13 protein-coding genes and 1 tRNA gene are annotated in these 21,353 nt (G+C 70.1%); 13 read left to right on the top strand and 1 reads right to left on the bottom strand.

Going from position 1 to position 21,353, the window contains the following annotated elements:
* Nucleotides 1-21 precede the first annotated feature (21 nt).
* Nucleotides 22-1,230 carry a pyridoxal phosphate-dependent aminotransferase gene (locus tag ABD284_RS08080; RefSeq protein ID WP_344141909.1) on the bottom strand — a complete coding sequence of 403 codons (1,209 nt, stop codon included), beginning with the start codon at nt 1,228-1,230 and terminating at the stop codon, nt 22-24.
* A gap of 243 nt (nt 1,231-1,473) precedes the next feature.
* Here ABD284_RS08080 and ABD284_RS08075 point away from each other — a divergent pair.
* From ABD284_RS08075 to fusA, 13 genes are all read left to right on the top strand, one after another.
* Nucleotides 1,474-1,546, top strand: a tRNA-Trp gene (locus ABD284_RS08075).
* 114 nt (nt 1,547-1,660) lie between these two features.
* The gene (gene secE, locus ABD284_RS08070; protein ID WP_344141908.1) at nt 1,661-1,945 is read left to right on the top strand and encodes a preprotein translocase subunit SecE; all 285 of its coding nucleotides are present in this window, start codon (nt 1,661-1,663) and stop codon (nt 1,943-1,945) included.
* 124 nt (nt 1,946-2,069) lie between these two features.
* The gene (nusG, locus tag ABD284_RS08065; RefSeq protein WP_344141907.1) at nt 2,070-2,942 is read left to right on the top strand and encodes a transcription termination/antitermination protein NusG; all 873 of its coding nucleotides are present in this window, start codon (nt 2,070-2,072) and stop codon (nt 2,940-2,942) included.
* 259 nt (nt 2,943-3,201) lie between these two features.
* Complete coding sequence (gene rplK, locus ABD284_RS08060) at nt 3,202-3,630, top strand: 50S ribosomal protein L11 (protein WP_344141906.1); 429 nt, start codon at nt 3,202-3,204, stop codon at nt 3,628-3,630.
* 85 nt (nt 3,631-3,715) lie between these two features.
* Nucleotides 3,716-4,417: a 50S ribosomal protein L1 gene (gene rplA / locus ABD284_RS08055; protein ID WP_344141905.1), complete on the top strand. Its 702-nt coding sequence runs from the start codon at nt 3,716-3,718 to the stop codon at nt 4,415-4,417.
* Nucleotides 4,418-4,826: 409 nt separating this feature from the next.
* Complete coding sequence (gene rplJ, locus ABD284_RS08050) at nt 4,827-5,360, top strand: 50S ribosomal protein L10 (RefSeq protein WP_344141904.1); 534 nt, start codon at nt 4,827-4,829, stop codon at nt 5,358-5,360.
* An 88-nt stretch (nt 5,361-5,448) separates the two neighbouring features.
* Nucleotides 5,449-5,835 (top strand): 50S ribosomal protein L7/L12, encoded by a 387-nt coding sequence (gene rplL, locus ABD284_RS08045; protein WP_344141902.1) that lies wholly within the window; start codon nt 5,449-5,451, stop codon nt 5,833-5,835.
* A gap of 817 nt (nt 5,836-6,652) precedes the next feature.
* Nucleotides 6,653-10,120 (top strand): DNA-directed RNA polymerase subunit beta, encoded by a 3,468-nt coding sequence (gene rpoB / locus ABD284_RS08040; protein ID WP_344141901.1) that lies wholly within the window; start codon nt 6,653-6,655, stop codon nt 10,118-10,120.
* A 34-nt stretch (nt 10,121-10,154) separates the two neighbouring features.
* Entirely contained in the window at nt 10,155-14,030 is a 3,876-nt protein-coding gene (locus tag ABD284_RS08035; protein ID WP_344141900.1) for a DNA-directed RNA polymerase subunit beta', read from the top strand.
* A 157-nt stretch (nt 14,031-14,187) separates the two neighbouring features.
* The gene (locus tag ABD284_RS08030) at nt 14,188-17,796 is read left to right on the top strand and encodes a hypothetical protein (protein ID WP_344141899.1); all 3,609 of its coding nucleotides are present in this window, start codon (nt 14,188-14,190) and stop codon (nt 17,794-17,796) included.
* 537 nt (nt 17,797-18,333) lie between these two features.
* Entirely contained in the window at nt 18,334-18,705 is a 372-nt protein-coding gene (gene rpsL, locus ABD284_RS08025) for a 30S ribosomal protein S12 (protein WP_040274940.1), read from the top strand.
* Between the two features lie 2 nt (nt 18,706-18,707).
* Nucleotides 18,708-19,178: a 30S ribosomal protein S7 gene (rpsG, locus tag ABD284_RS08020; RefSeq protein WP_311545737.1), complete on the top strand. Its 471-nt coding sequence runs from the start codon at nt 18,708-18,710 to the stop codon at nt 19,176-19,178.
* Nucleotides 19,179-19,223: 45 nt separating this feature from the next.
* Nucleotides 19,224-21,338: an elongation factor G gene (gene fusA / locus ABD284_RS08015; RefSeq protein WP_344141897.1), complete on the top strand. Its 2,115-nt coding sequence runs from the start codon at nt 19,224-19,226 to the stop codon at nt 21,336-21,338.
* The last annotated feature ends 15 nt before the right edge of the window (nt 21,339-21,353 follow it).

Raw genomic sequence — 21,353 nt, 5'->3', positions numbered from 1 at the left:
CGCCCCGGGGCGCTCGGGTCCCTACGCGGACTCGCCGATGAGCTTCTGGATGCGGCCGACGCCCTCGGCGAGGTCGGAGTCGCCCAGCGCGTAGGACAGCCGCAGGTAGCCCGGCGTGCCGAACGCCTCACCCGGCACCACCGCGACCTCGGCCTGCTCCAGGATGACCTCGGCCAGTTCGGCGGAGGTCTGCGGCCGCCGCCCGCGGATCTCGCGGCCCAGGAGGCCCTTGACCGAGGGGTAGGCGTAGAACGCGCCCTCGGGCTCGGGGCACAGCACGCCGTCGATCTCGTTGAGCATGCGCACGATGGTCTGCCGGCGCCGGTCGAACGCCGTGCGCATCTCGGCGACGGCCGCCAGGTCGCCGGAGACCGCGGCGAGCGCGGCGGCCTGGGAGACGTTGGCGACGTTGGAGGTGGCGTGCGACTGGAGGTTGCCCGCCGCCTTGACGACGTCCGCGGGCCCCGCGATCCAGCCCACGCGCCAGCCCGTCATCGCGTAGGTCTTGGCCACGCCGTTGACGACCACGGTGCGGTCGGCGATCTCGGGCACCTCGACCGGCAGTGAGGTGAAGGTCGCGTCGCCGTAGACCAGGTGCTCGTAGATCTCGTCGGTGAGCACCCACAGCCCGTGCTCGGCGGCCCACCGGCCGACGGCGCGGACCTGCTCGGGCGGATACACCGCGCCCGTCGGGTTGGACGGCGAGACGAACACGAGCACCTTGGTGCGCTCGGTGCGGGCGGCCTCCAGGTCCTCGACCGAGGCGAGGTAGCCGGTGGACTCGTCGGTGACGACGTAGCGGGGCACACCGCCGGCGAGCTTGACCGACTCGGGGTAGGTCGTCCAGTACGGCGCCACGATCAGGGCCTCGTCGCCCGGGTCCAGCAGTGTGGCGAAGGCCTCGTAGATGGCCTGCTTGCCGCCGTTGGTGACCAGGACCTGGGAGGGCTCGACGGAGTAGCCGGAGTCGCGCAGGGTCTTGGCCGCGATCGCCTCCTTGAGCTCGGGGAGCCCGCCCGCGGGGGTGTAGCGGTGGAACCGCGGCTCGTGGCAGGCCTGCGCCGCGGCCTCGACGATGTAGTCGGGAGTCGGGAAGTCGGGCTCGCCGGCGCCGAACCCGATGACGGGGCGCCCTTCGGCCTTCATTGCCTTTGCCTTGGCATCCACCGCCAGCGTCGCTGACTCGGAGATGCCGCCGATACGTGCGGAGATGCGAGGTCGGTCAGTCATGTCACCATGCTTACACGCGCGGGCGAGTCGTTTTCAGCGTCCGGGCGCGAGGGTGCGGACCTCGTGCTGCGGCGGGTCCCGGACGTCCGCGGAGGCCCCTCCTCCGCGGATTCGGGTTGGTTCCGCAACGCGATTGGGCATACACTCGTGCAACCGATGGTCCGGACACCGGGCGCCGAGTGCTGTACTCGGTACACGGGCACTCCGAACCACGGTTATTGTGGGTGCCGCGGTATCCGCTGAAGGGCAGTGGCTCAATTGGAAGAGCACCGGTCTCCAAAACCGGCGGTTGGGGGTTCGAGTCCCTCCTGCCCTGCAAAGGACACTTGGGCGAGGCACGGCGCACCGCGCTCGGCGCGGTTGGCGTCCTCGATCGAGGCAGTTCCGCCGGAACAGTCCAGCCGAACCGTCGACTCCTAAGGACCTACAGGTGACACAGACTGACGCGGACGCCAAGCCGGAGAAGCCCAAGCGTCGTACCGGTCCGGTGACCTTCACCAAGCAGGTCGTCGGTGAACTCCGCAAGGTTCGCTGGCCCACGCGGCGCGAGCTCATCACCTACACGATCGTCGTGATCGTGTTCGTGCTCATCATGGTCGGTTACGTCTCGCTGCTCGACTTCGGATTCGGCGAGGCCGTCACATGGCTCTACGGCCAGTTCACCCCCGACGCCGGCGGCGGCGCGGGTGCGGGGACCGGGACCCCCGGCCAGTAACGGCGCGCGCGGTCGGCGAAGCATGGCCGCGAAGCGTCCGACTAGCCCCTAAGCTGGCAGTAACCGGCGACGGCGCTATCGAAGCGCGCCGTCCAGCGCGCAACCGACGAGAGAAAGAGCAGCCGTGTCCGAGTCCCCACTGAGCCCCGGCGATCTCCCTATTGAGGAGCGGGACGGGTCGTCGGAGGAAGAGGCCGGTCAGCGCGCCGAGTACATCGACCCCGCCGACGAGGCCGCCTTCGCGGCCGAGTCCGAGCAGGGCGGCGCCGACGACGAGGCCCGAGCCGAGCAGGCCGAGGGCGGCGACGCGGCAGGCGCCGGGGAAGCCTCCGAGGCCGAGGGCGTAGAGGAGGCCGACGAGTCTCTTGCGGAGGACGAGGCCGATGAGCCCGCCGCCACCCGCGTCGACCCCGTCGAGGAGTTCAAGCAGGAACTGCTGCTGCTCCCCGGCGACTGGTACGTGGTGCACACCTACGCCGGCTACGAGAACCGCGTCAAGGCCAACGTCGAGAGCCGCACCCAGTCGCTGAACATGGAGGAGTACATCTTCCAGGTCGAGGTGCCCACCCAGGAGGTCACCGAGGTCAAGAGCGGCAAGCGGCAGCAGGTCACCGAGAAGGTGCTGCCCGGCTACGTGCTGGTGCGCCTGGAGCTCACCGACGAGTCCTGGGCGGCCATCCGCAACACCCCCGGTGTGACCGGGTTCGTCGGCCTGTCGAACAAGCCCGCTCCGCTGAGCCTGCAGGAGGTCGCCGACCTCCTCGCGCCCGAGCCCGAGGAGCAGCCCGAGCAGCCGGCGAAGGAGAAGGCCGAGCCGCGCTCCGACGTCGCCTACGAGGTCGGGGAGTCCGTCACCGTGATGGAGGGTCCGTTCGCGACCCTGCCCGCCACGGTGAGCGAGATCAACGCCGATACCCAGAAGCTCAAGGTGCTGGTCTCGATCTTCGGCCGCGAGACCCCGGTCGAGCTCGGTTTCAACCAGGTCTCCAAGATCTAGGGCCCCCTCGGGGAGTCCCCGCCCAGCGGTCGCCGCGCCACCGGTGCCCGGCGGCGCGTAGACTTGACGGGTTCGCCCTTGGACGGGCGGACCCGTCGCGCCCCTCCGCGCCCGTGCGCCTGGGGCGTCCCACGCCTGAGCGCGGATCCCGCGCAGGTGTGGCCACCACCGCGGACGCGAAGCCTCCGCGCTGCGGTCAGGCCCGCGGGCCGACCGTCCGGGATCCACGACACACAGCAGATCAGGCAAAGGACCCGAAATGCCTCCGAAGAAGAAGATCGCCGCGCTGGTTAAGGTCCAGCTCCCCGCGGGCCAGGCCACCCCGGCGCCGCCCGTCGGTACCGCGCTCGGTCCGCACGGCGTCAACATCATGGACTTCTGCAAGCAGTACAACGCTGCCACGGAAGCCCAGCGCGGGAGCGTCATCCCCGTAGAGATCACCATCTACGAGGACCGCTCGTTCACCTTCATCACCAAGACGCCGCCGGCGCCCAAGCTGATCCTCAAGGCCGCCGGCCTCGACAAGGGCAGCAACGACCCCAGCCGCAAGACGGCCGGTTCGGTGAGCGAGGACCAGATCCGCGAGATCGCGCAGACCAAGCTGCCCGACCTCAACACCGACGACCTGGACGTCGCGTCCAAGATCGTCGCCGGCACCGCCCGCTCCATGGGCATCCGGATCAAGTAGGCGGACGGCCGGACCACGAGCCGACAGGCAACCCGTGGCAGGGCCCAGCGCTGGCCCCTACCACACCTCTCGATTTGGAGAAGCAGTGAAGCGCAGCAAGAACCACCGCAAGGCCAGCCAGCTGGTCGACCGCGACAAGCTCTACGCGCCCCTGGAGGCCGTAAAGCTGGCCAAGCAGACCGCCGTGGTCAAGTTCGACCCCACCGTGGAGGTCGCCCTGCGCCTGGGCGTCGACCCGCGCAAGGCCGACCAGATGGTCCGCGGCACCGTGAACCTGCCGCACGGCACCGGCAAGACCGCCCGGGTCCTGGTCTTCGCCACCGGTGACCGCGCCGAGCAGGCCCGCGAGGCCGGCGCCGACTACGTCGGCGACGACGACCTCGTCGAGGCGATCCAGAAGGGCTTCCTCGACTTCGACGCGGTCGTGGCCACGCCCGACCTGATGGGCAAGGTCGGCCGCCTGGGCCGGGTGCTCGGCCCCCGCGGCATGATGCCCAACCCCAAGACCGGCACCGTCACGCCCGACGTCGTCAAGGCCGTCACCGAGATCAAGGGCGGCAAGATCGAGTTCCGCGTCGACCGGCACGGCAACCTGCACTTCATCATCGGCAAGCTCTCCTTCGACGAGGCGCAGCTGGTGGAGAACTACGGCGCCGCGCTGGACGAGGTGATCCGGCTCAAGCCTTCCGCCGCCAAGGGGCGCTACCTCAAGAAGGCGACCATGACCACCACCATGGGCCCGGGCATCCCGGTCGACCCCAACATCACCCGGCCCGCCGCCGCCTGACGGCGGCCGTGTGACGGCAGCGCGACGGCGCCCCGGCTCCCGCGAGGAGCCGGGGCGCCGTTCTCGTGTGCAAGCCGCGGGCGGGCCGCTGAGCCGTGAGGGCGCCGCCCCCGGGGCGCGGTGGGCGCGGTCGTCCGCCGTGCGGGCCGGCGAGGGCCCCGACCGGCGGACGGCGGTAGCACTCCCGGGCGTCGGTTAGACTGGTAAACGCCGAAGACCGCCGGTCGCCACCCCGAGGGTGGCCTAAGGTCCCATGCGAATGGGCGGCCCGCGCAGGTGTACCGAGAGCGACGGCGTTTTTCCCCGTCGCGCCCCGTGCCCCTGCGCCGGGGCTTTTTTCATGCGCCTCTCGCCTTCCCACCGCCAGGACCTTTGCTTCGGACCGGCGTTCACAGTTGGAAGGAGTCCCATGGCGAGGCCGGACAAGGCAGCCGCGGTCGCCGAGCTCAAAGAGGAATTCGAGAGCTCGCAGGGCGCAGTGCTGACCGAATACCGGGGGCTCAGCGTGGCGCAGGTTACTCAACTGCGCCGCAGCCTCGGCCAGAACGCGCGTTTCCGTATCGTCAAGAACACGCTGAGCAAGATCGCGGCCACCGAGGCCGGTCTGGACGAGCAGGTCCTGGACCTGTTCGAGGGCCCCTCGGCCATCGCCTTCGTCCGCGGGGACGTCGTCGAGGCCGCCAAGGGCCTGCGTGACTTCGCGAAGGCGAACGCGCCGCTGGTGATCAAGGGCGGCGTCATCGACGGCAAGGCGATGAGCCCCGAGCAGATCACCAAGATGGCCGACCTCGAGTCCCGCGAGGTGCTGCTCTCCAAGATGGCCGGCGTCCTGAAGGCCAAGCAGGGCCAGGCCGCAGCGGTGTTCCAGGCGCTGCCGCTCAAGACGGCGCGACTGGCCAAGGCGCTGCACGACAAGCGTTCCGATGAGGGCGCGGAGAGCTAGCGACGACCCCCGCCGGCGTACCCGCGCCGGTATCAGGCTTGGCACGGCCGCAGGGCGCGTGTCGGTAGAGGAAAGAGAGACCGCAATCATGGCGAAGCTCAGCAACGAAGAGCTCCTCAGCGCCTTCGAGGAGATGACCCTCCTGGAGCTGTCGGAGTTCGTCAAGCTGTTCGAGGACAAGTTCGACGTCGAGGCCGCCGCTCCGGCCGCCGCCGTCGTCGCCGCCCCGGGTGCCGGTGCCCCCGAGGAAGAGGTCGAGGAGCAGTCGGAGTTCGACGTCGTCCTCGAGTCCGCCGGCGACAAGAAGATCCAGGTCATCAAGGAGGTCCGCGGGCTGACGAGCCTCGGCCTCAAGGAGGCCAAGGACCTGGTCGACAACGCCCCGAAGCCGCTGATGGAGGGCGTCAGCAAGGACAACGCCGACAAGGCCAAGGAGGCCCTGGAAGGCGCCGGCGCCACCGTCACGCTCAAGTAGGACCGGGCGTGCGACCGCCTGCCGCGTGCGCGCGGCCCGGCGGGTCTGCGCATCAGGGCGGCCGCCCCGCGGGGCGGCCGCCCTTTTCGCGTCGGGGCCCCGGCGCACCGGGCCTCCGGTGCCGCCTGCGGCGCGGAAGCCGCCTCGATGCGGCGGGCCGCTGCGGCCCCGTGGACGGGGCCGCCCGATGCGGCGCGGCGAGGCCGCGGCCGCCCGCGGACGGGGCGGTGCCGCGGACGGCCGGGCTCATGGGACCATGGCCGAAACCGGGATTCCACGATGCCCGGAACATGCTCGAAAGCGGTGCGCGACGCGGCCGGGCGAGGGGTGCGAAGAGGTGGTCGGGTGTCACACGCGGTGTGCGCGTCCGCGCGCGGCGGCACCGGCGCGGTAGCGGAGGGGCGTGGGGGCGGCTCCGGGAAAGAAGATACGTTCCCGCATGTCCGGCGCCTCACACCCCGAATTTCCTGTGGGGCCTCTCACGGGCACCGAACCGCGCGCACGGCGCCGCCCGGGCTTGACGGATCCGCCTGTTGGGGCGATGCTGCGTGGTGTCGTGACTGACTTCGGGGGGTGCGGTTGGACAGCGGTGTAGTATTCGGCTACACTGCCCTTTTGCGCTGCCCATTGACGATCCGTGTGCCGGTGTCCGTGCTCCGCGGCCGGATTCCGAGGCTCCCTCGGTGTTCCCGGACCCCACCGTACGTTCTCCACTTAGAGCTCCCGCCCGATGTCCGTCGGCGGGTCTCGGCCAGACATTCCGGATCGTCCGGCGTGCGCGCGCATCAACCGCCACAAGCCTTCGGAAGGACCCCTGTTGGCAGCCTCGCGCAACGCCTCCGCTAACGACCTTGGTCCGAACCGCGTTTCCTTCGCCCGTATTCGGGAGCCACTCGAAGTCCCGAACCTCCTGGCCCTGCAGACCGAGTCGTTCGACTGGCTGCTCGGTAACGAGAAGTGGAGTACCCGAGTCGAGGCGGCTCGTAACGCCGGCCGCAAGGACGTTCCGGAGCAGTCCGGTCTCGAAGAGATCTTCGAGGAGATCAGTCCCATCGAGGACTTCTCCGGGACCATGTCGCTCTCGTTCCGCGACCACCGGTTCGAGCCGCCCAAGTACTCCGAAGAGGAGTGCAAGGACAAGGACATGACCTACTCCGCCCCGATGTTCGTCACGGCGGAGTTCATCAACAACGACACCGGTGAGATCAAGAGCCAGACGGTCTTCATGGGCGACTTCCCGCTCATGACCGCGAAGGGCACGTTCATCATCAACGGCACCGAGCGCGTCGTGGTGTCGCAGCTCGTCCGTTCGCCTGGCGTGTACTTCGACCGCCAGGTCGACAAGACCTCCGACAAGGACCTCTACGGCTGCAAGGTCATCCCGTCGCGCGGCGCCTGGCTGGAGTTCGAGGTCGACAAGCGCGACTTCGTGGGCGTCCGCATCGACCGCAAGCGCAAGCAGGGCGTCACCGTGCTGCTCAAGGCGCTGGGCTGGACCACCGACCAGATCCTGGAGCGCTTCGGCTCCTACGAGTCGATCCGCAACACGCTGGAGAAGGACCCCACCGCGGGTACCGACGACGCGCTCCTGGACATCTACCGCAAGCTCCGCCCGGGCGAGCCGCCGACGAAGGAGTCCGCTCAGGCGCTGCTGGAGAACCTCTACTTCAATCCCAAGCGCTACGACCTCGCCAAGGTCGGCCGGTACAAGATCAACAAGAAGCTCGGCCTCGACACCGAGTTCACGCAGGGCACGCTCACCGAAGACGACATCGTCGCCACGATCGACTACCTCGTGCGGCTGCACGCCGGCGAGGAGGAGCTGGAGACCAGCCAGGGCGCCCGCCCGATCGAGACCGACGACATCGACCACTTCGGCAACCGCCGCCTGCGTACCGTCGGCGAGCTCATCCAGAACCAGGTGCGCCTGGGGCTGGCCCGCATGGAGCGCGTCGTCCGCGAGCGGATGACCACCCAGGACGTCGAGGCGATCACGCCGCAGACCCTGATCAACATCCGGCCGGTCGTCGCCTCCATCAAGGAGTTCTTCGGCACCAGCCAGTTGTCCCAGTTCATGGACCAGACCAACCCCCTGGCGGGGCTGACCCACAAGCGGCGGCTCAACGCGCTGGGTCCGGGCGGTCTGTCGCGCGAGCGCGCCGGCTTCGAGGTGCGCGACGTGCACCCGTCGCACTACGGCCGCATGTGCCCGATCGAGACCCCTGAGGGTCCCAACATCGGCCTGATGGGTTCGCTGGCGGGCTACGGCCGCGTCAACTCCTTCGGCTTCGTCGAGACCCCCTACCGCAAGGTCGTCGACAACAAGCTGACCGACGAGGTCTTCTACCTCACCGCCGACGAGGAGGACCGCTACGTCATCGCCCAGGCGAACACGCCTGTGGACGCCGAGGGCAACTTCCTCGACGACCGCGTGCTGGTCCGCCGGAAGGGCGGGGAGTTCGAGGCCGTCACGGTCGACGAGGTCGAGTACATGGACGTGTCGCCGCGCCAGATGGTGTCGGTCGCCACCGCCATGATCCCCTTCCTGGAGCACGACGACGCCAACCGCGCGCTGATGGGCTCCAACATGCAGCGCCAGGCGGTGCCGCTGCTGCGCGCCGAGTCGCCGATCGTGGGCACCGGCATGGAGTACCGGGCGGCCACCGACGCCGGCGAGGTCGTCCTCGCCGAGAAGGCGGGCGTGGTCGAGGACGTCACGGCCGACTACGTCACCGTGATGGCCGACGACGGCACGCGCAAGACCTACCGGCTCGGCAAGTTCCGCCGCAGCAACCAGGGCACGTGCTTCAACCAGCGCCCGATCGTCGAGGAGGGCCAGCGGGTCGAGGAGACCCAGGTGCTCGCCGACGGCCCGTCCACCGACCACGGCGAGATGTCGCTGGGCCGCAACCTGCTCGTGGCGTACATGTCCTGGGAGGGCCACAACTACGAGGACGCCATCGTCCTCTCCCAGCGCCTGGTCCAGGACGACGTGCTCTCCTCGATCCACATCGAGGAGCACGAGGTCGACGCCCGCGACACCAAGCTGGGCCCCGAGGAGATCACCCGCGAGATCCCCAACGTCAGCGAGGAGGTCCTGGCCGACCTCGACGACCGCGGGATCATCCGCATCGGCGCCGAGGTCATCGACGGCGACATCCTCGTCGGCAAGGTCACGCCCAAGGGCGAGACCGAGCTGACCCCCGAGGAGCGCCTGCTTCGCGCGATCTTCGGCGAGAAGGCGCGCGAGGTCCGCGACACCTCGCTGAAGGTGCCCCACGGCGAGTCCGGCAAGGTCATCGGCGTTCGCGTCTTCAGCCGCGAGGAGGGCGACGAGCTCCCGCCCGGCGTCAACGAGCTGGTGCGCGTCTACGTCGCGCAGAAGCGCAAGATCACCGACGGCGACAAGCTCGCCGGCCGCCACGGCAACAAGGGTGTCATCGCCAAGATCCTGCCGCAGGAGGACATGCCGTTCATGGAGGACGGCACCCCTGTCGACATCGTTCTCAACCCGCTGGGCGTGCCCGGCCGGATGAACGTCGGGCAGGTCCTGGAGATCCACCTGGGCTGGCTGGCGAAGAACGGCTGGAAGGTCGACGGCGACGACGAGGCCTGGAAGCAGGCGATGCACGAGATCGGCGCCGCCGACATCACACCCGGAACGAAGGTGGCCACCCCGGTCTTCGACGGTCTGCGCGAGGACGAGATCGGCGGTCTGCTGGCCTCCAGCCTCCCCAACGAGGACGGAGTCCGGCTGGTCGACGAGCACGGCAAGGCGCAGCTGTACGACGGCCGCACCGGCGAGCCGTTCGCCGAACCGATCGCGGTGGGCTACACCTACTTCCTCAAGCTGCACCACCTGGTCGACGACAAGATCCACGCACGCTCCACCGGGCCGTACTCGATGATCACCCAGCAGCCGCTGGGCGGTAAGGCGCAGTTCGGGGGCCAGCGCTTCGGCGAGATGGAGGTCTGGGCCCTAGAGGCCTACGGCGCCGCCTACGCGCTGCAGGAGCTGCTGACGATCAAGTCCGACGACGTCCTGGGCCGCGTGAAGGTCTACGAGGCGATCGTCAAGGGCGAGAACATCCCCGAGCCGGGCATCCCCGAATCCTTCAAGGTGCTCATCAAGGAGATGCAGTCGCTCTGTCTGAATGTGGAGGTGCTGTCCAGCGACGGTATGTCGATCGAGATGCGGGATACCGATGAGGACGTCTTCCGGGCAGCGGAGGAACTGGGAATCGACCTTGGCCGGCGCGAGCCGAGCAGTGTCGAAGAGGTCTAACTTCCGCGATCTTCAAGAGCAGGGGACGAATTAAGTGCTCGACGTCAACTTCTTCGACGAGCTCCGGATTGGCCTCGCCACCGCCGACGAGATCCGACAGTGGTCGCACGGCGAGGTCAAGAAGCCGGAAACCATCAACTACCGGACCCTTAAGCCGGAAAAGGACGGGCTCTTCTGCGAGAAGATCTTCGGTCCGACCCGCGACTGGGAGTGCTACTGCGGCAAGTACAAGCGCGTCCGGTTCAAGGGCATCATCTGCGAGCGCTGCGGTGTGGAGGTCACCCGGGCCAAGGTCCGGCGTGAGCGCATGGGCCACATCGAGCTCGCCGCCCCGGTGACCCACATCTGGTACTTCAAGGGTGTTCCCAGCCGCTTGGGCTACCTGCTCGACCTGGCGCCGAAGGATCTCGAGAAGATCATCTACTTCGCCGCCTACATGGTCACCTGGGTCGACACCGAGGCCCGCGAGCGCGACCTGCAGTCGCTGGAGGCCCGCATCTCGGTGGAGCGCCAGCACCTGGAGCAGCGCCGCGACTCCGCCGTCGAGGAGCGCCACAAGAAGCTTGAGAACGACCTCGCCGAGCTGGAGGAGCAGGGCGCCAAGGGCGACGCGCGGCGCAAGGTCCGCGAGTCGGCCGAGCGCGAGATGCGCCAGATCCGCGACCGGGTCCAGCGCGAGATCGACCGGCTCGAAGAGGTCTGGAACCGCTTCAAGAACCTCAAGGTGCAGGACCTCGAGGGCGACGAGATGCTCTACCGCGAGATGCGGGACCGCTTCGGCAAGTACTTCCGCGGCGGCATGGGCGCTCAGGCGATCCAGGAGCGGCTGGCCAACTTCGACCTCGACGCCGAGGCCGAGCGGCTGCGCGAGACCATCCGCAGCGGCAAGGGCCAGAAGAAGGCGCGTGCTCTCAAGCGCCTCAAGGTCGTCTCGGCGTTCCTCAACACCCGCAACAGCCCCATGGGCATGGTGCTGGACTGCATTCCGGTCATCCCGCCGGACCTGCGCCCGATGGTGCAGCTCGACGGCGGCCGGTTCGCCACCTCGGACTTGAACGACCTGTACCGCCGGGTCATCAACCGCAACAACCGCCTCAAGCGGCTGCTGGACCTCGGCGCGCCCGAGATCATCGTCAACAACGAGAAGCGGATGCTGCAGGAGGCCGTCGACGCGCTGTTCGACAACGGCCGCCGCGGCCGCCCGGTCACCGGGCCGGGCAACCGTCCGCTGAAGTCGCTGTCCGACATGCTCAAGGGCAAGCAGGGCCGCTTCCGGCAGAACCTGCTGGGCAAGCGCGTCGACTACTCCGGCCGCTCGGTCATCGTGGTCGGCCCGCAGCTCAAGCTGCACCAGTGCGGCCTGCCCAAGCAGATGGCCCTGGAGCTGTTCAAGCCGTTCGTGATGAAGCGCCTGGTCGACCTGAACCACGCGCAGAACATCAAGAGCGCCAAGCGCATGGTCGAGCGGTCCCGCCCGGTGGTCTGGGACGTCCTCGAAGAGGTCATCACCGAGCACCCGGTGCTGCTCAACCGCGCGCCGACGCTGCACCGCCTGGGGATCCAGGCCTTCGAGCCGCAGCTGGTCGAGGGCAAGGCCATCCAGATCCACCCGCTGGTGTGCACCGCCTTCAACGCCGACTTCGACGGCGACCAGATGGCGGTCCACCTGCCGCTGTCCGCCGAGGCCCAGGCCGAGGCGCGGCTGCTGATGCTGGCCAGCAACAACATCCTCAAGCCGTCCGACGGCAAGCCGGTGACCATGCCCACCCAGGACATGATCATCGGGCTGTACTACCTGACCACCCTCAAGGAGGACGGCCAGGGAGCCGGCCGGGCGTACCGCACCCCGGCGGAGGCCATCATGGCCTACGACCTGGGCGAGCTCGACCTTCAGGCGCCGATCAAGCTGCGTGTCGACGGCGATGTGCCGCCGCCGCGCGAGTGGGTCGAGCCCGAGGCCCACGAGCCCGGCGAGCCCTACACGCTCGACACGACCCTGGGGCGCTACCTCTTCAACGAGACCACGCCCTCGGACTACCCGTTCGTGAACTACCAGGTGGGCAAGAAGCAGGTGTCCTCCCTGGTCAACGAGCTGGCCGAGAACTACCCCAAGGTCCAGGTCGCGTCCACGCTGGACGCGTTCAAGGACGCCGGGTACCACTGGGCCACCCGGTCGGGCCTGACCATCGGGATCTCCGACGTGCTCGCGCCGCCGCGCAAGACGGAGATCCTGGAGGGCCACGAGCGCCAGGCCGACAAGATCCAGCGCGAGTTCGACCGCGGTCTCATCACCGACGACGAGCGCCGCCAGGAGCTCACGGAGATCTGGACCAAGGCCACCAACGAGGTCGCCAAGGACATGGAGGACAACGCTCCCGCCGACAACCCGGTGTGGATGATGGTGAACTCCGGCGCCCGAGGCAACCCGATGCAGGTGCGCCAGATCGCGGGCATCCGCGGCCTGGTCTCCAACACGCGCGGCGAGACCATCCCGCGTCCGATCAAGTCCTCCTACCGCGAGGGCCTGTCGGTGCTGGAGTACTTCATCTCCACGCACGGACAGCGCAAGGGACTGGCCGACACCGCGCTGCGTACGGCCGACTCCGGGTACCTGACCCGGCGCCTGGTCGACGTCGCCCAGGACGTCATCGTGCGCGAGGTCGACTGCCAGACGGACCGCTCGCTGTGGCACGAGTTCGGCGAGGAGAACGCCGCGGGCACCGTGGTGCGCAAGCACAACGTCGAGAACACCGGCTTCGGCCGGACCATCGCCGAGGACGTCGTCGTCGACGGCAAGGTCGTCGTGCCGGCCGGAACCGACACCTCCGAGCCGATCATCGACAAGCTGGTCGAGAACGGCGTCGAGCGGGTCCGCGTGCGCAGCTCGCTCACCTGCGAGGCCAAGATCGGCGTGTGCAGCACCTGCTACGGCCGTTCGATGGCGACGGGCAAGCCCGTCGACGTCGGCGAGGCCATCGGCATCATCGCCGCGCAGTCCATCGGTGAGCCCGGTACCCAGCTGACCATGCGGACCTTCCACATGGGCGGTTCGGCCGGCAAGGACATCACCCACGGCCTGCCGCGTGTGACCGAGCTGTTCGAGGCCCGCATCCCCAAGGGTGTGGCCCCGATCAGCGAACTCGAAGGCCGCATCCGCATCGAGGACACCGAGAAGAGCCGGAAGATCATCCTCGTGCCCGACGACGGGTCCGACGAGATCTCCTACCCGGTGCCCATGCGCGCCCAGCTGCTGGTGGGCGAGGGCGACCACGTCGCCGTCGGCCAGCAGCTCATCCAGGGCGCCATCAACCCGCACGAGGTGCTGCGCATCCAGGGCCCGCGGGCCGTGCAGCAGCACCTGGTGTCGGAGGTGCAGGAGGTCTACAAGTCGCAGGGCGTCTCGATCCACGACAAGCACATCGAGATCATCGTGCGGCAGATGCTCAAGCGGGTGAACATCCTGGAGTCCGGCGACTCCGAGCTGCTGCCCGGCGAGATGGTCGAGCGGCCCAAGTTCGAGTCCATCAACCGCCGCGTCGTGGCCGAAGGCGGTCAGCCCGCGGCCGGCCGCCCGGTGCTGCTCGGCATCACCAAGGCGTCGCTGGCCACGGAGTCGTGGCTGTCGGCGGCGTCGTTCCAGGAGACCACCCGGGTTCTCACCGAGAACGCCATTCACGGCAAGAGCGACCCGCTGGTGGGCCTCAAGGAGAACGTCATCATCGGTAAGCTCATCCCGGCCGGTACCGGCTTGCCGCAGTACCGCAACGTCCGGGTCGAGCCGACCGAGGAGGCGAAGGCGTCGATGTATTCGGTGTCGGGCTACGAGGAGCCCAGCGAGTACACCTTCGGGCAGGGCTCGGGAGAGGCCGTGCCGCTGGAGGAGTACGACTTCGGGCCCTACAACAGGTGACCTGAAGAGTCGATCGGCGAATTCGCTTGGTAGGACGAGCGGCGGCGGTGGTCCACCCGTTTACCGGGTGGGCTACCGCCGTTCGTCGTTGCGGCTCGGCATACTCGGTTATCGATGGGGAGAGCAGCGCCTAGGCGCGGTCGGGAGATCGAAGACAGTGACGGACAACGGGGGACAGCGGTACGTGCCGCCCGATGGTGACCACGGTGCCCGCCGGGACGCCGAGGGATCGTGGTTCAGGCCGAGCGGCGACCGCCACCGGACGCAGTCCCAGTACGAGGAGACCTATCAGGAAGCCGGCGCCGCCGAGGAGGGCGAGGCGGCCCGGCCCGGCGAGGACGGACGCGCGCAGGCGCGCCCGCAGGACCCCTACGCCGGGCACCCGCACGAGGGTGACCGGCAGCGGTCGGCCTTCCCCAACAGCGGGGGCTACCCGGGCGTCGGCGGCGAGCGCCCCGGCATGGCCGAGCCCTATCCCTCGGCGCTGGGCGACCTCGGGCTGCCCGGCGACGACCCGCGCGGCGCGGCTCCCGGGCAGGAACCGCCGCCGCTCAGCCGCCCGTACACGGCGTCCGCAGAGCCCGGGGGCGGCGCGAACGCCGGTGCGGATCGGCCGGTCTCCGAGCCGGCCCCGACCCGCGATCCCCGCTCTTTCGGCGAGCCCGGCAGCGGCGGCACGGGAGGGCCGGCGCACCAGGCCCGGCCGGGCTACGCCGAACCGGGGGGAGCCGGCACCGGCGAAGCCGGCACCGTCGGGGGGTACCGGCTGCCCGACGCCCCCGGCTCCGGTTCCCAGGACGCCCCGCTGAGCGCCCCTGAAGGCACCGGCGGCTACCCCGGATTCGGGTCGACGGTGCGCTCATCGCGCGACGACCACCGTCCGAGCGCCCCCGGCGCCGCGTACGCAGGTCCCTCCGCCGACGAGTCCTGGCAGTACCCGGGCTCCGGTCGTATGCAGGCCGGTCCCGGCCTCGGCGGCCGCCCGGAACCGGGCGAAGCCGACTCCGGACCCGATACCGAGCCGTTCTCCGCGAGGGATGTGGAGAACACGGCCGATCCGGCCCGCCCGACCGATCACCGCGGCTCCGGGACCGCTCCGCGGCCCGGCGGGGATCCCGCGCCCGCGGCGCGGGACGAGCGGGAGGGCGCCGGCCGGCAGCCGGGGGGCGCCCCTGCCCCCTTCGGCGAGCCGGGCGGCCCGGCCGCCCCCGAGGCGCCCGGCCCCTACGGCCGCGCCGAGACCGCGGGCCCGGCGGAGCCGCAGTGGCCGGCCGGCGGGTCCTACGGCGCGGGCGCGGGCGCGGGCGCGGGTGCGGGTGCGACCGGGTCCTGGGACCGCGCCTCGTTCGGCGAGCAGCGCGAGCCCGAGCGGTTCGGTCCCTCCGAACAGGCCCCCGACGACTTCCGCGGCGCTGCCGAGCGGTTCGGTCCCTCCGAACACGCCTCCGACGACTTCCGCGGCGCTGCCGACCGGTTCGGCGCGCCGGAGGCCGAGCCGCACGCGGGCGCCCGGTCGGCGGGCGCACCCTGGCCGGCGGACTCCGCGCTCGGTGCGGCGGGCGGCGGCGCGCCGTACGGCGAGGCGTCCTACGGCGACCACTCCGCGTACGGCGACCGGCGCGACCCGCGCAGCGGCGAGGAGCCGCGGTGGGAGCGCCCCGGCACCGACCACCCGCATCAGGACGAGCGCCCCTCCTCCTACGGAACAGACTTCCCCGGCCCGGCCGAGCCCGGCGGTGCCGCAGGCGAGCCCCGGCGCTTCGCCTCCGGCGCCGCGTACCGGCTCGACCCCGAATCCGGGCCGCTGCCCCGCTGGGACGCCGCGAACGCGGACCCGCTCGACCCGCCGCGCGGCGGGGCGGCCGGAAACGACCCCGCGGGGCGGCCCGGCGCCGAGCCGGACCCCGCCGGCGGCTACGACGACGAGCTGTCCCGCCCCTACTCCCACCGGATCCAGATGGAGGACGACCCGTCCTCGCGGTCGGCGTACTCCTGGTCGGACCCCTCCCGCGGCGAGCCCGGCCCGACCCCCTCGGAGTGGACCCCCGCTCCGTCCGAGCCCGGGGCCTCCCCGCCCGAGTGGACCCCCGCTGCGTCCGAGCCCGGATTCGGTCCGGAAGCCGGCTCCGGGCGGCCGGAGCCCGGCCGCGGCCCAGCGGAGGGCCCCTCCGGCGGTCCCGACGGCGGCCTGGGTTCAGGCAGCGGCAACACCTGGGCGTTCAGCCGCGACGACACCCGGCTGCCGGACGAGGTCCGCCAGGCCGTCGACGAGGCGCAGCGCCGGCGCCGCGAGGGCTCGCCGGACCAGACGACCCGGTTCCCGCAGCCGCGGGACGAGGGCGGCTCGGGTGAACCGCCGGCGCCCGGGCCGGGCGGCGCATCCGCAGCGGGGCCGGGCTCCGGTCTCGGCGACGACCCGCTGTCGGCGATCGCGGCTCAGCAGGCGCGCGCCCGCGGCGGCGAGCCGGCCCGCGGCGCCCCCTACGCGGGGGAGCCCTTCGCGCCGGGCACCGCGGCCGGGGGCGAAGACGGGCCGCACACCGGGGCGGTGCCCGCCTCCGGCGACGAACTCGGGCCGGACCTGCGCGGCGGCGGCGGCGACTTCCCCGCCGGCGACGAGCTCGGGCCGGACCTGCGCGGCGGCGGTCCCGCCGACGCCGGCGTCGGGGGTCCGCACGGCGGATTCGACGAGTACGGCGAAGGCCACCACGACCGCCACGGTCGGCCCGGCTATGAGGAGCGGTACGGCGACGCGCGGTCCGGCGAGTACGGACGCGAAGCCGACTACGGGCAGTACGGCGGCTACGGGCGCGAAGCCGACTTCGGGTACGGCCGCGGCGAGGCCGCGGGCGGGCCCGCACCGGAGTACGGCCCCGGCCCCGAAGGCGGCATCGGGTACGACTCCTACACCCAGGCGCCCGGCCCGGACCACCGGCCCGGCGGCCAGGACGGCCCCGGCTCCGTCGCCGATTCCTACCCGGAGTACGCCGACCGGCGCGGCGGCGAGCCGCCGCGCGGGGACGCCTTCTCCGGAGGGGACGGTTCCGCCTACGAGGGCCTGTCCACCGCGGGCGCGCCGCCCGCCGACTACGGGCGGCCGGGCGGTGCGGGGCCCGAAGGCCCGGAGACCGCCGCCATGGACCTCGGCGCGTACGCGGCGGACGCCGGCGGGTACGGCTCCGGACCCACACAGGATGCGGACCCCTACGGCGAGGGGTACGGCACCTCGCCCTACGGCTCGGGCGGCTACGGGGGCGCGCCGCCGGAGGGCTACGGCGGCGGCTACGGTCCCGGCGGCGAGGGGTACGGCACCCCGCCCTACGGCCCGGGCGGCTCCGAGGGCATGCGGCCCGAGGGCTACGGCACCGACCCCGGCGCCTACGGCGAGGACGACCGGAGCGGCCGGGCGCCCCGCGACTCCCGCGATCCGATAAGGCAGGAGTTCCCCGGCTTCGACCGCCCGCTCGGCGGCGCGGCCGGCGACCCCTACCCCGGCTACGACAACATCGACCACTGGCCCGACACCGCGCCGGAGGCGTCGGCCACCCTGTGGCTGGGCATCGCCGCGCTGGTGCCGGTGATCGGTCTGTTCACCGCCGTCGCGGCCCTGATGACGGGCTCGCGGGCGCGGCGCGCGATCCGCCGCTCGCAGGGTGAGCTCGAAGGACTGAACCTGGTCCGGCTGGGCACGATCCTGGCCTGGGCCGGCATCGGGCTGCTGCTGGTGGAGGTCGCGGTCTACGTGGGGGTGTTCGTGCTCTCCTGACGCCGCTCCGCAGGCACCCGCCGCGGGTGCCTGCAAAGGAGGCTCCGGTGCCCGGTGCGGCCGCGACCGCACCGGGCACCGGTGTCTTCGGCCACATCCGCGGGCGCGCCGCGCGGACAGTGGCGGGAAGTCCCGGACCTGATGGGGGTTATTCCGCACGAGCACTCCTGAGAGCCCGTACACTAGAGGAAGACCTACGACAGCATGAGGCTGCGGAATCAGGAGTACCGAAGCCGGCGGTCGTCATTTTGACCTGCTACAGAGCCTTCGGTACTCTGTAAATTCGTGCCCGTGAGTCGACGGGTCAGCACGTGCGCACTCTGCGAACGGCTTTCGCCGGACAGTGCAGAGCGCGGAGCGTGACACCTCCTCCCAGCGAAACGACCGCAGGGTCGGACGTTATCCGGATTCCGCCATGCTTGGGGTAGAGCGCGACACGCCCGGGTGCGGGGGTAGGGGAGGACGGGAAGTCCAGCAGGTCACAGGACACATCGGCTAAGAAGAACCGGCGTAGGTCACGAGAAAGACGGAGACGCGGTGCCCACCATCCAGCAGCTGGTCCGCAAGGGCCGACAGGACAAGGTCGCAAAGAACAAGACCCCGGCGCTGAAGGGGAGTCCGCAGCGTCGTGGTGTGTGCACGCGTGTCTACACCACTACGCCGAAGAAGCCGAACTCCGCCCTGCGCAAGGTCGCCCGTGTGCGCTTGAGCAGCGGGATCGAGGTCACGGCCTACATCCCCGGTATCGGACACAACCTCCAGGAGCACTCCATCGTGCTCGTGCGCGGCGGTCGTGTGAAGGACCTGCCGGGTGTCCGGTACCGGATCGTCCGCGGCTCTCTCGACACCCAGGGCGTGCGTAACCGCAAGCAGGCGCGAAGCCGTTACGGCGCTAAGAAGGAGAAGTAAGCATGCCGCGCAAGGGCCCGGCGCCGAAGCGCCAGCTCATTACCGACCCGGTCTACGGATCGCCGCTCGTCACCTCGCTGATCAACAAGGTGCTGCTCGACGGCAAGCGCTCGATCGCCCAGGGGATCGTCTACAAGGCCCTCGAAGGCGCGCGCGAGAAGACCGGCCAGGACCCGCTCGTGGTGCTCAAGCGTGCGCTGGACAACGTGAAGCCCGCCCTCGAGGTGCGCAGCCGCCGTGTCGGCGGCGCCACCTACCAGGTGCCGGTCGAGGTCCGCTCGTCCCGCAGCACGACCCTCGCTCTCCGCTGGCTGGTCACCTACTCGCGCAAGCGCCGCGAGAAGACCATGACCGAGCGGCTGTTGAACGAGCTGGTCGACGCCAGCAACGGGCTGGGCGCCAGCGTTAAGCGCCGCGAGGACACCCACAAGATGGCGGAGTCGAACAAGGCCTTCGCCCACTACCGCTGGTAATCCCCGCGGCTTTATCGATACGAGACCGAGAGAAGACGAGCCCTCATGGCTACCACTGCTCTTGACCTTGCCAAGGTCCGCAACATCGGGATCATGGCGCACATCGACGCGGGTAAGACCACGACCACCGAGCGCATCCTCTTCTACACCGGCGTGAACTACAAGCTGGGTGAGGTCCATGACGGCGCGGCCACCATGGACTGGATGAAGGAGGAGCAGCAGCGGGGTATCACGATCACGTCCGCGGCTACGACCACCCACTGGGACGACCACACGATCAACATCATCGACACGCCCGGCCACGTCGACTTCACGGTCGAGGTCGAGCGTTCGCTGCGTGTGCTCGACGGTGCCGTCGCTGTGTTCGACGCCAAGGAGGGTGTCGAGCCGCAGTCGGAGCAGGTCTGGCGCCAGGCCGACCGCTACGGGGTTCCGCGGATCTGCTTCATCAACAAGATGGACAAGATCGGTGCGGAGTTCCAGCGCTGTGTCGACATGTTCTCCGACCGCCTGAACACCAACCCGCTGCCGGTGCAGCTGCCGATCGGCGCCGAGTCGGACTTCAAGGGCGTCATCGACCTGGTGCACATGAAGGCGCTGGTCTGGAGCGAGGAGACGAAGCTGGGGGAGATGTACGACACCGTCGACATCCCCGACAGCCACGCCGAGGCCGCCCGTGAGGCCCACGACAAGATGATCGAGACGCTGGCCGAGGCCGACGACGAGATCATGGAGCTGTACCTGGAGGGCGTCGAGCCCACGATCGAGCAGGTCAAGCCGGCCATCCGGCGCGCGACGATCGCCGGCACCGCCATCCCGGTGCTGTGCGGCACCGCGTTCAAGAACAAGGGTGTGCAGCCGCTGCTCGACGCCGTGGTCGACTACCTCCCCGCGCCGCTGGACGTCGAGGCCATCGAGGGCCACGACCCCAAGGACGAGTCCGAGGAGGCCGCGCTCTCCCGGCGTCCGTCCGAGGAGGAGCCGTTCTCGGCTCTGGTCTTCAAGATCATGAGCGACCCGCACCTGGGCAAGCTCACCTACATCCGGGTCTACTCGGGTGTGCTGGACACCGGCACGCAGGTCCTGAACAGCGTGAAGGGCCGCAAGGAGCGCATCGGCAAGATCTACCGCATGCACTCCAACAAGCGCGAGGAGATCCAGCGTGTGGGCGCCGGCGACATCGTCGCGGTGATGGGTCTGAAGGACACCACCACCGGCGAGACGCTGTGCGACTCCGCCAAGCCGATCGTGCTGGAGTCGATGACGTTCCCGGCGCCGGTCATCGAGGTCGCCATCGAGCCCAAGAGCAAGAGCGACCAGGAGAAGCTGGGTGTGGCCATCCAGCGCCTCGTCGACGAGGACCCCTCCTTCCGGGTGTCCACCGACGAGGAGACCGGCCAGACGGTCATCTCGGGCATGGGGGAACTGCACCTCGAGGTGTTCGTCCACCGCATGCGCGACGAGTTCAAGGTCGAGGCGAACATCGGCCGGCCGCAGGTGGCCTACCGCGAGACCATTCGCAAGAAGGTCGAGAAGGTCGACTACACCCACAAGAAGCAGACGGGTGGCCAGGGCCAGTTCGGCCGCGTGGTGATCGACCTGGAGCCGCTGCTGTCCGAGGACGGCGGCGACAGCGCGGGCTACGAGTTCGTCAACAACATCACGGGCGGCCGCATCCCCCGGGAGTACATCCCCTCGGTGGACGCCGGCTGCCAGGAGACTGCCGAGTTCGGCATTCTCGCCGGATACCCCCTGGTGGGGATCAAGGTGACGCTGCAGGACGGCGCGTACCACGACGTCGACTCCTCCGAGCTCGCCTTCAAGGTCGCCGGCTCCATGGCGTTCAAGGAAGCGGCGCGCAAGGCCAAGCCGGTTCTGCTTGAGCCCGTCATGGCGGTGGAGGTCACGACGCCCGACGACTACATGGGCGACGTGATCGGCGACCTGAACAGTCGGCGCGGTCAGATCCAGTCGATGGAGGAGCGCTCGGGCACCCGTGTGGTCAAGGCCCAGGTGCCCCTCTCGGAGATGTTCGGCTACGTGGGTGACCTGCGCAGCCGTACGCAGGGTCGAGCCACGTACACGATGGTGTTCGACTCCTACGCGGAGGTCCCGTCCAGCGTCGCAGAAGAGATTGTGGCGAAGGCGCGCGGCGAGTAACCGCGATACGTATCC

It is taken from the genome of Streptomonospora arabica (assembly GCF_039531585.1).
Classification (GTDB): Bacteria; Actinomycetota; Actinomycetes; order Streptosporangiales; family Streptosporangiaceae; genus Streptomonospora; species Streptomonospora halophila.
Note: the sequence above shows the minus strand (reverse complement) of the source record. Positions and strands in the feature narration are given on the sequence as shown.

What these genes read in the sequence shown, in the direction of transcription:
- ABD284_RS08080 (WP_344141909.1), bottom strand. Translation starts at nt 1,230, where the DNA reads ATGACTGACCGACCTCGCATCTCCGCACGTATCGGCGGCATCTCCGAG.
- rplK (WP_344141906.1), top strand. Translation starts at nt 3,202, where the DNA reads ATGCCTCCGAAGAAGAAGATCGCCGCGCTGGTTAAGGTCCAGCTCCCC.
- rplJ (WP_344141904.1), top strand. Translation starts at nt 4,827, where the DNA reads ATGGCGAGGCCGGACAAGGCAGCCGCGGTCGCCGAGCTCAAAGAGGAA.
- rplL (WP_344141902.1), top strand. Translation starts at nt 5,449, where the DNA reads ATGGCGAAGCTCAGCAACGAAGAGCTCCTCAGCGCCTTCGAGGAGATG.
- rpsG (WP_311545737.1), top strand. Translation starts at nt 18,708, where the DNA reads ATGCCGCGCAAGGGCCCGGCGCCGAAGCGCCAGCTCATTACCGACCCG.
- fusA (WP_344141897.1), top strand. Translation starts at nt 19,224, where the DNA reads ATGGCTACCACTGCTCTTGACCTTGCCAAGGTCCGCAACATCGGGATC.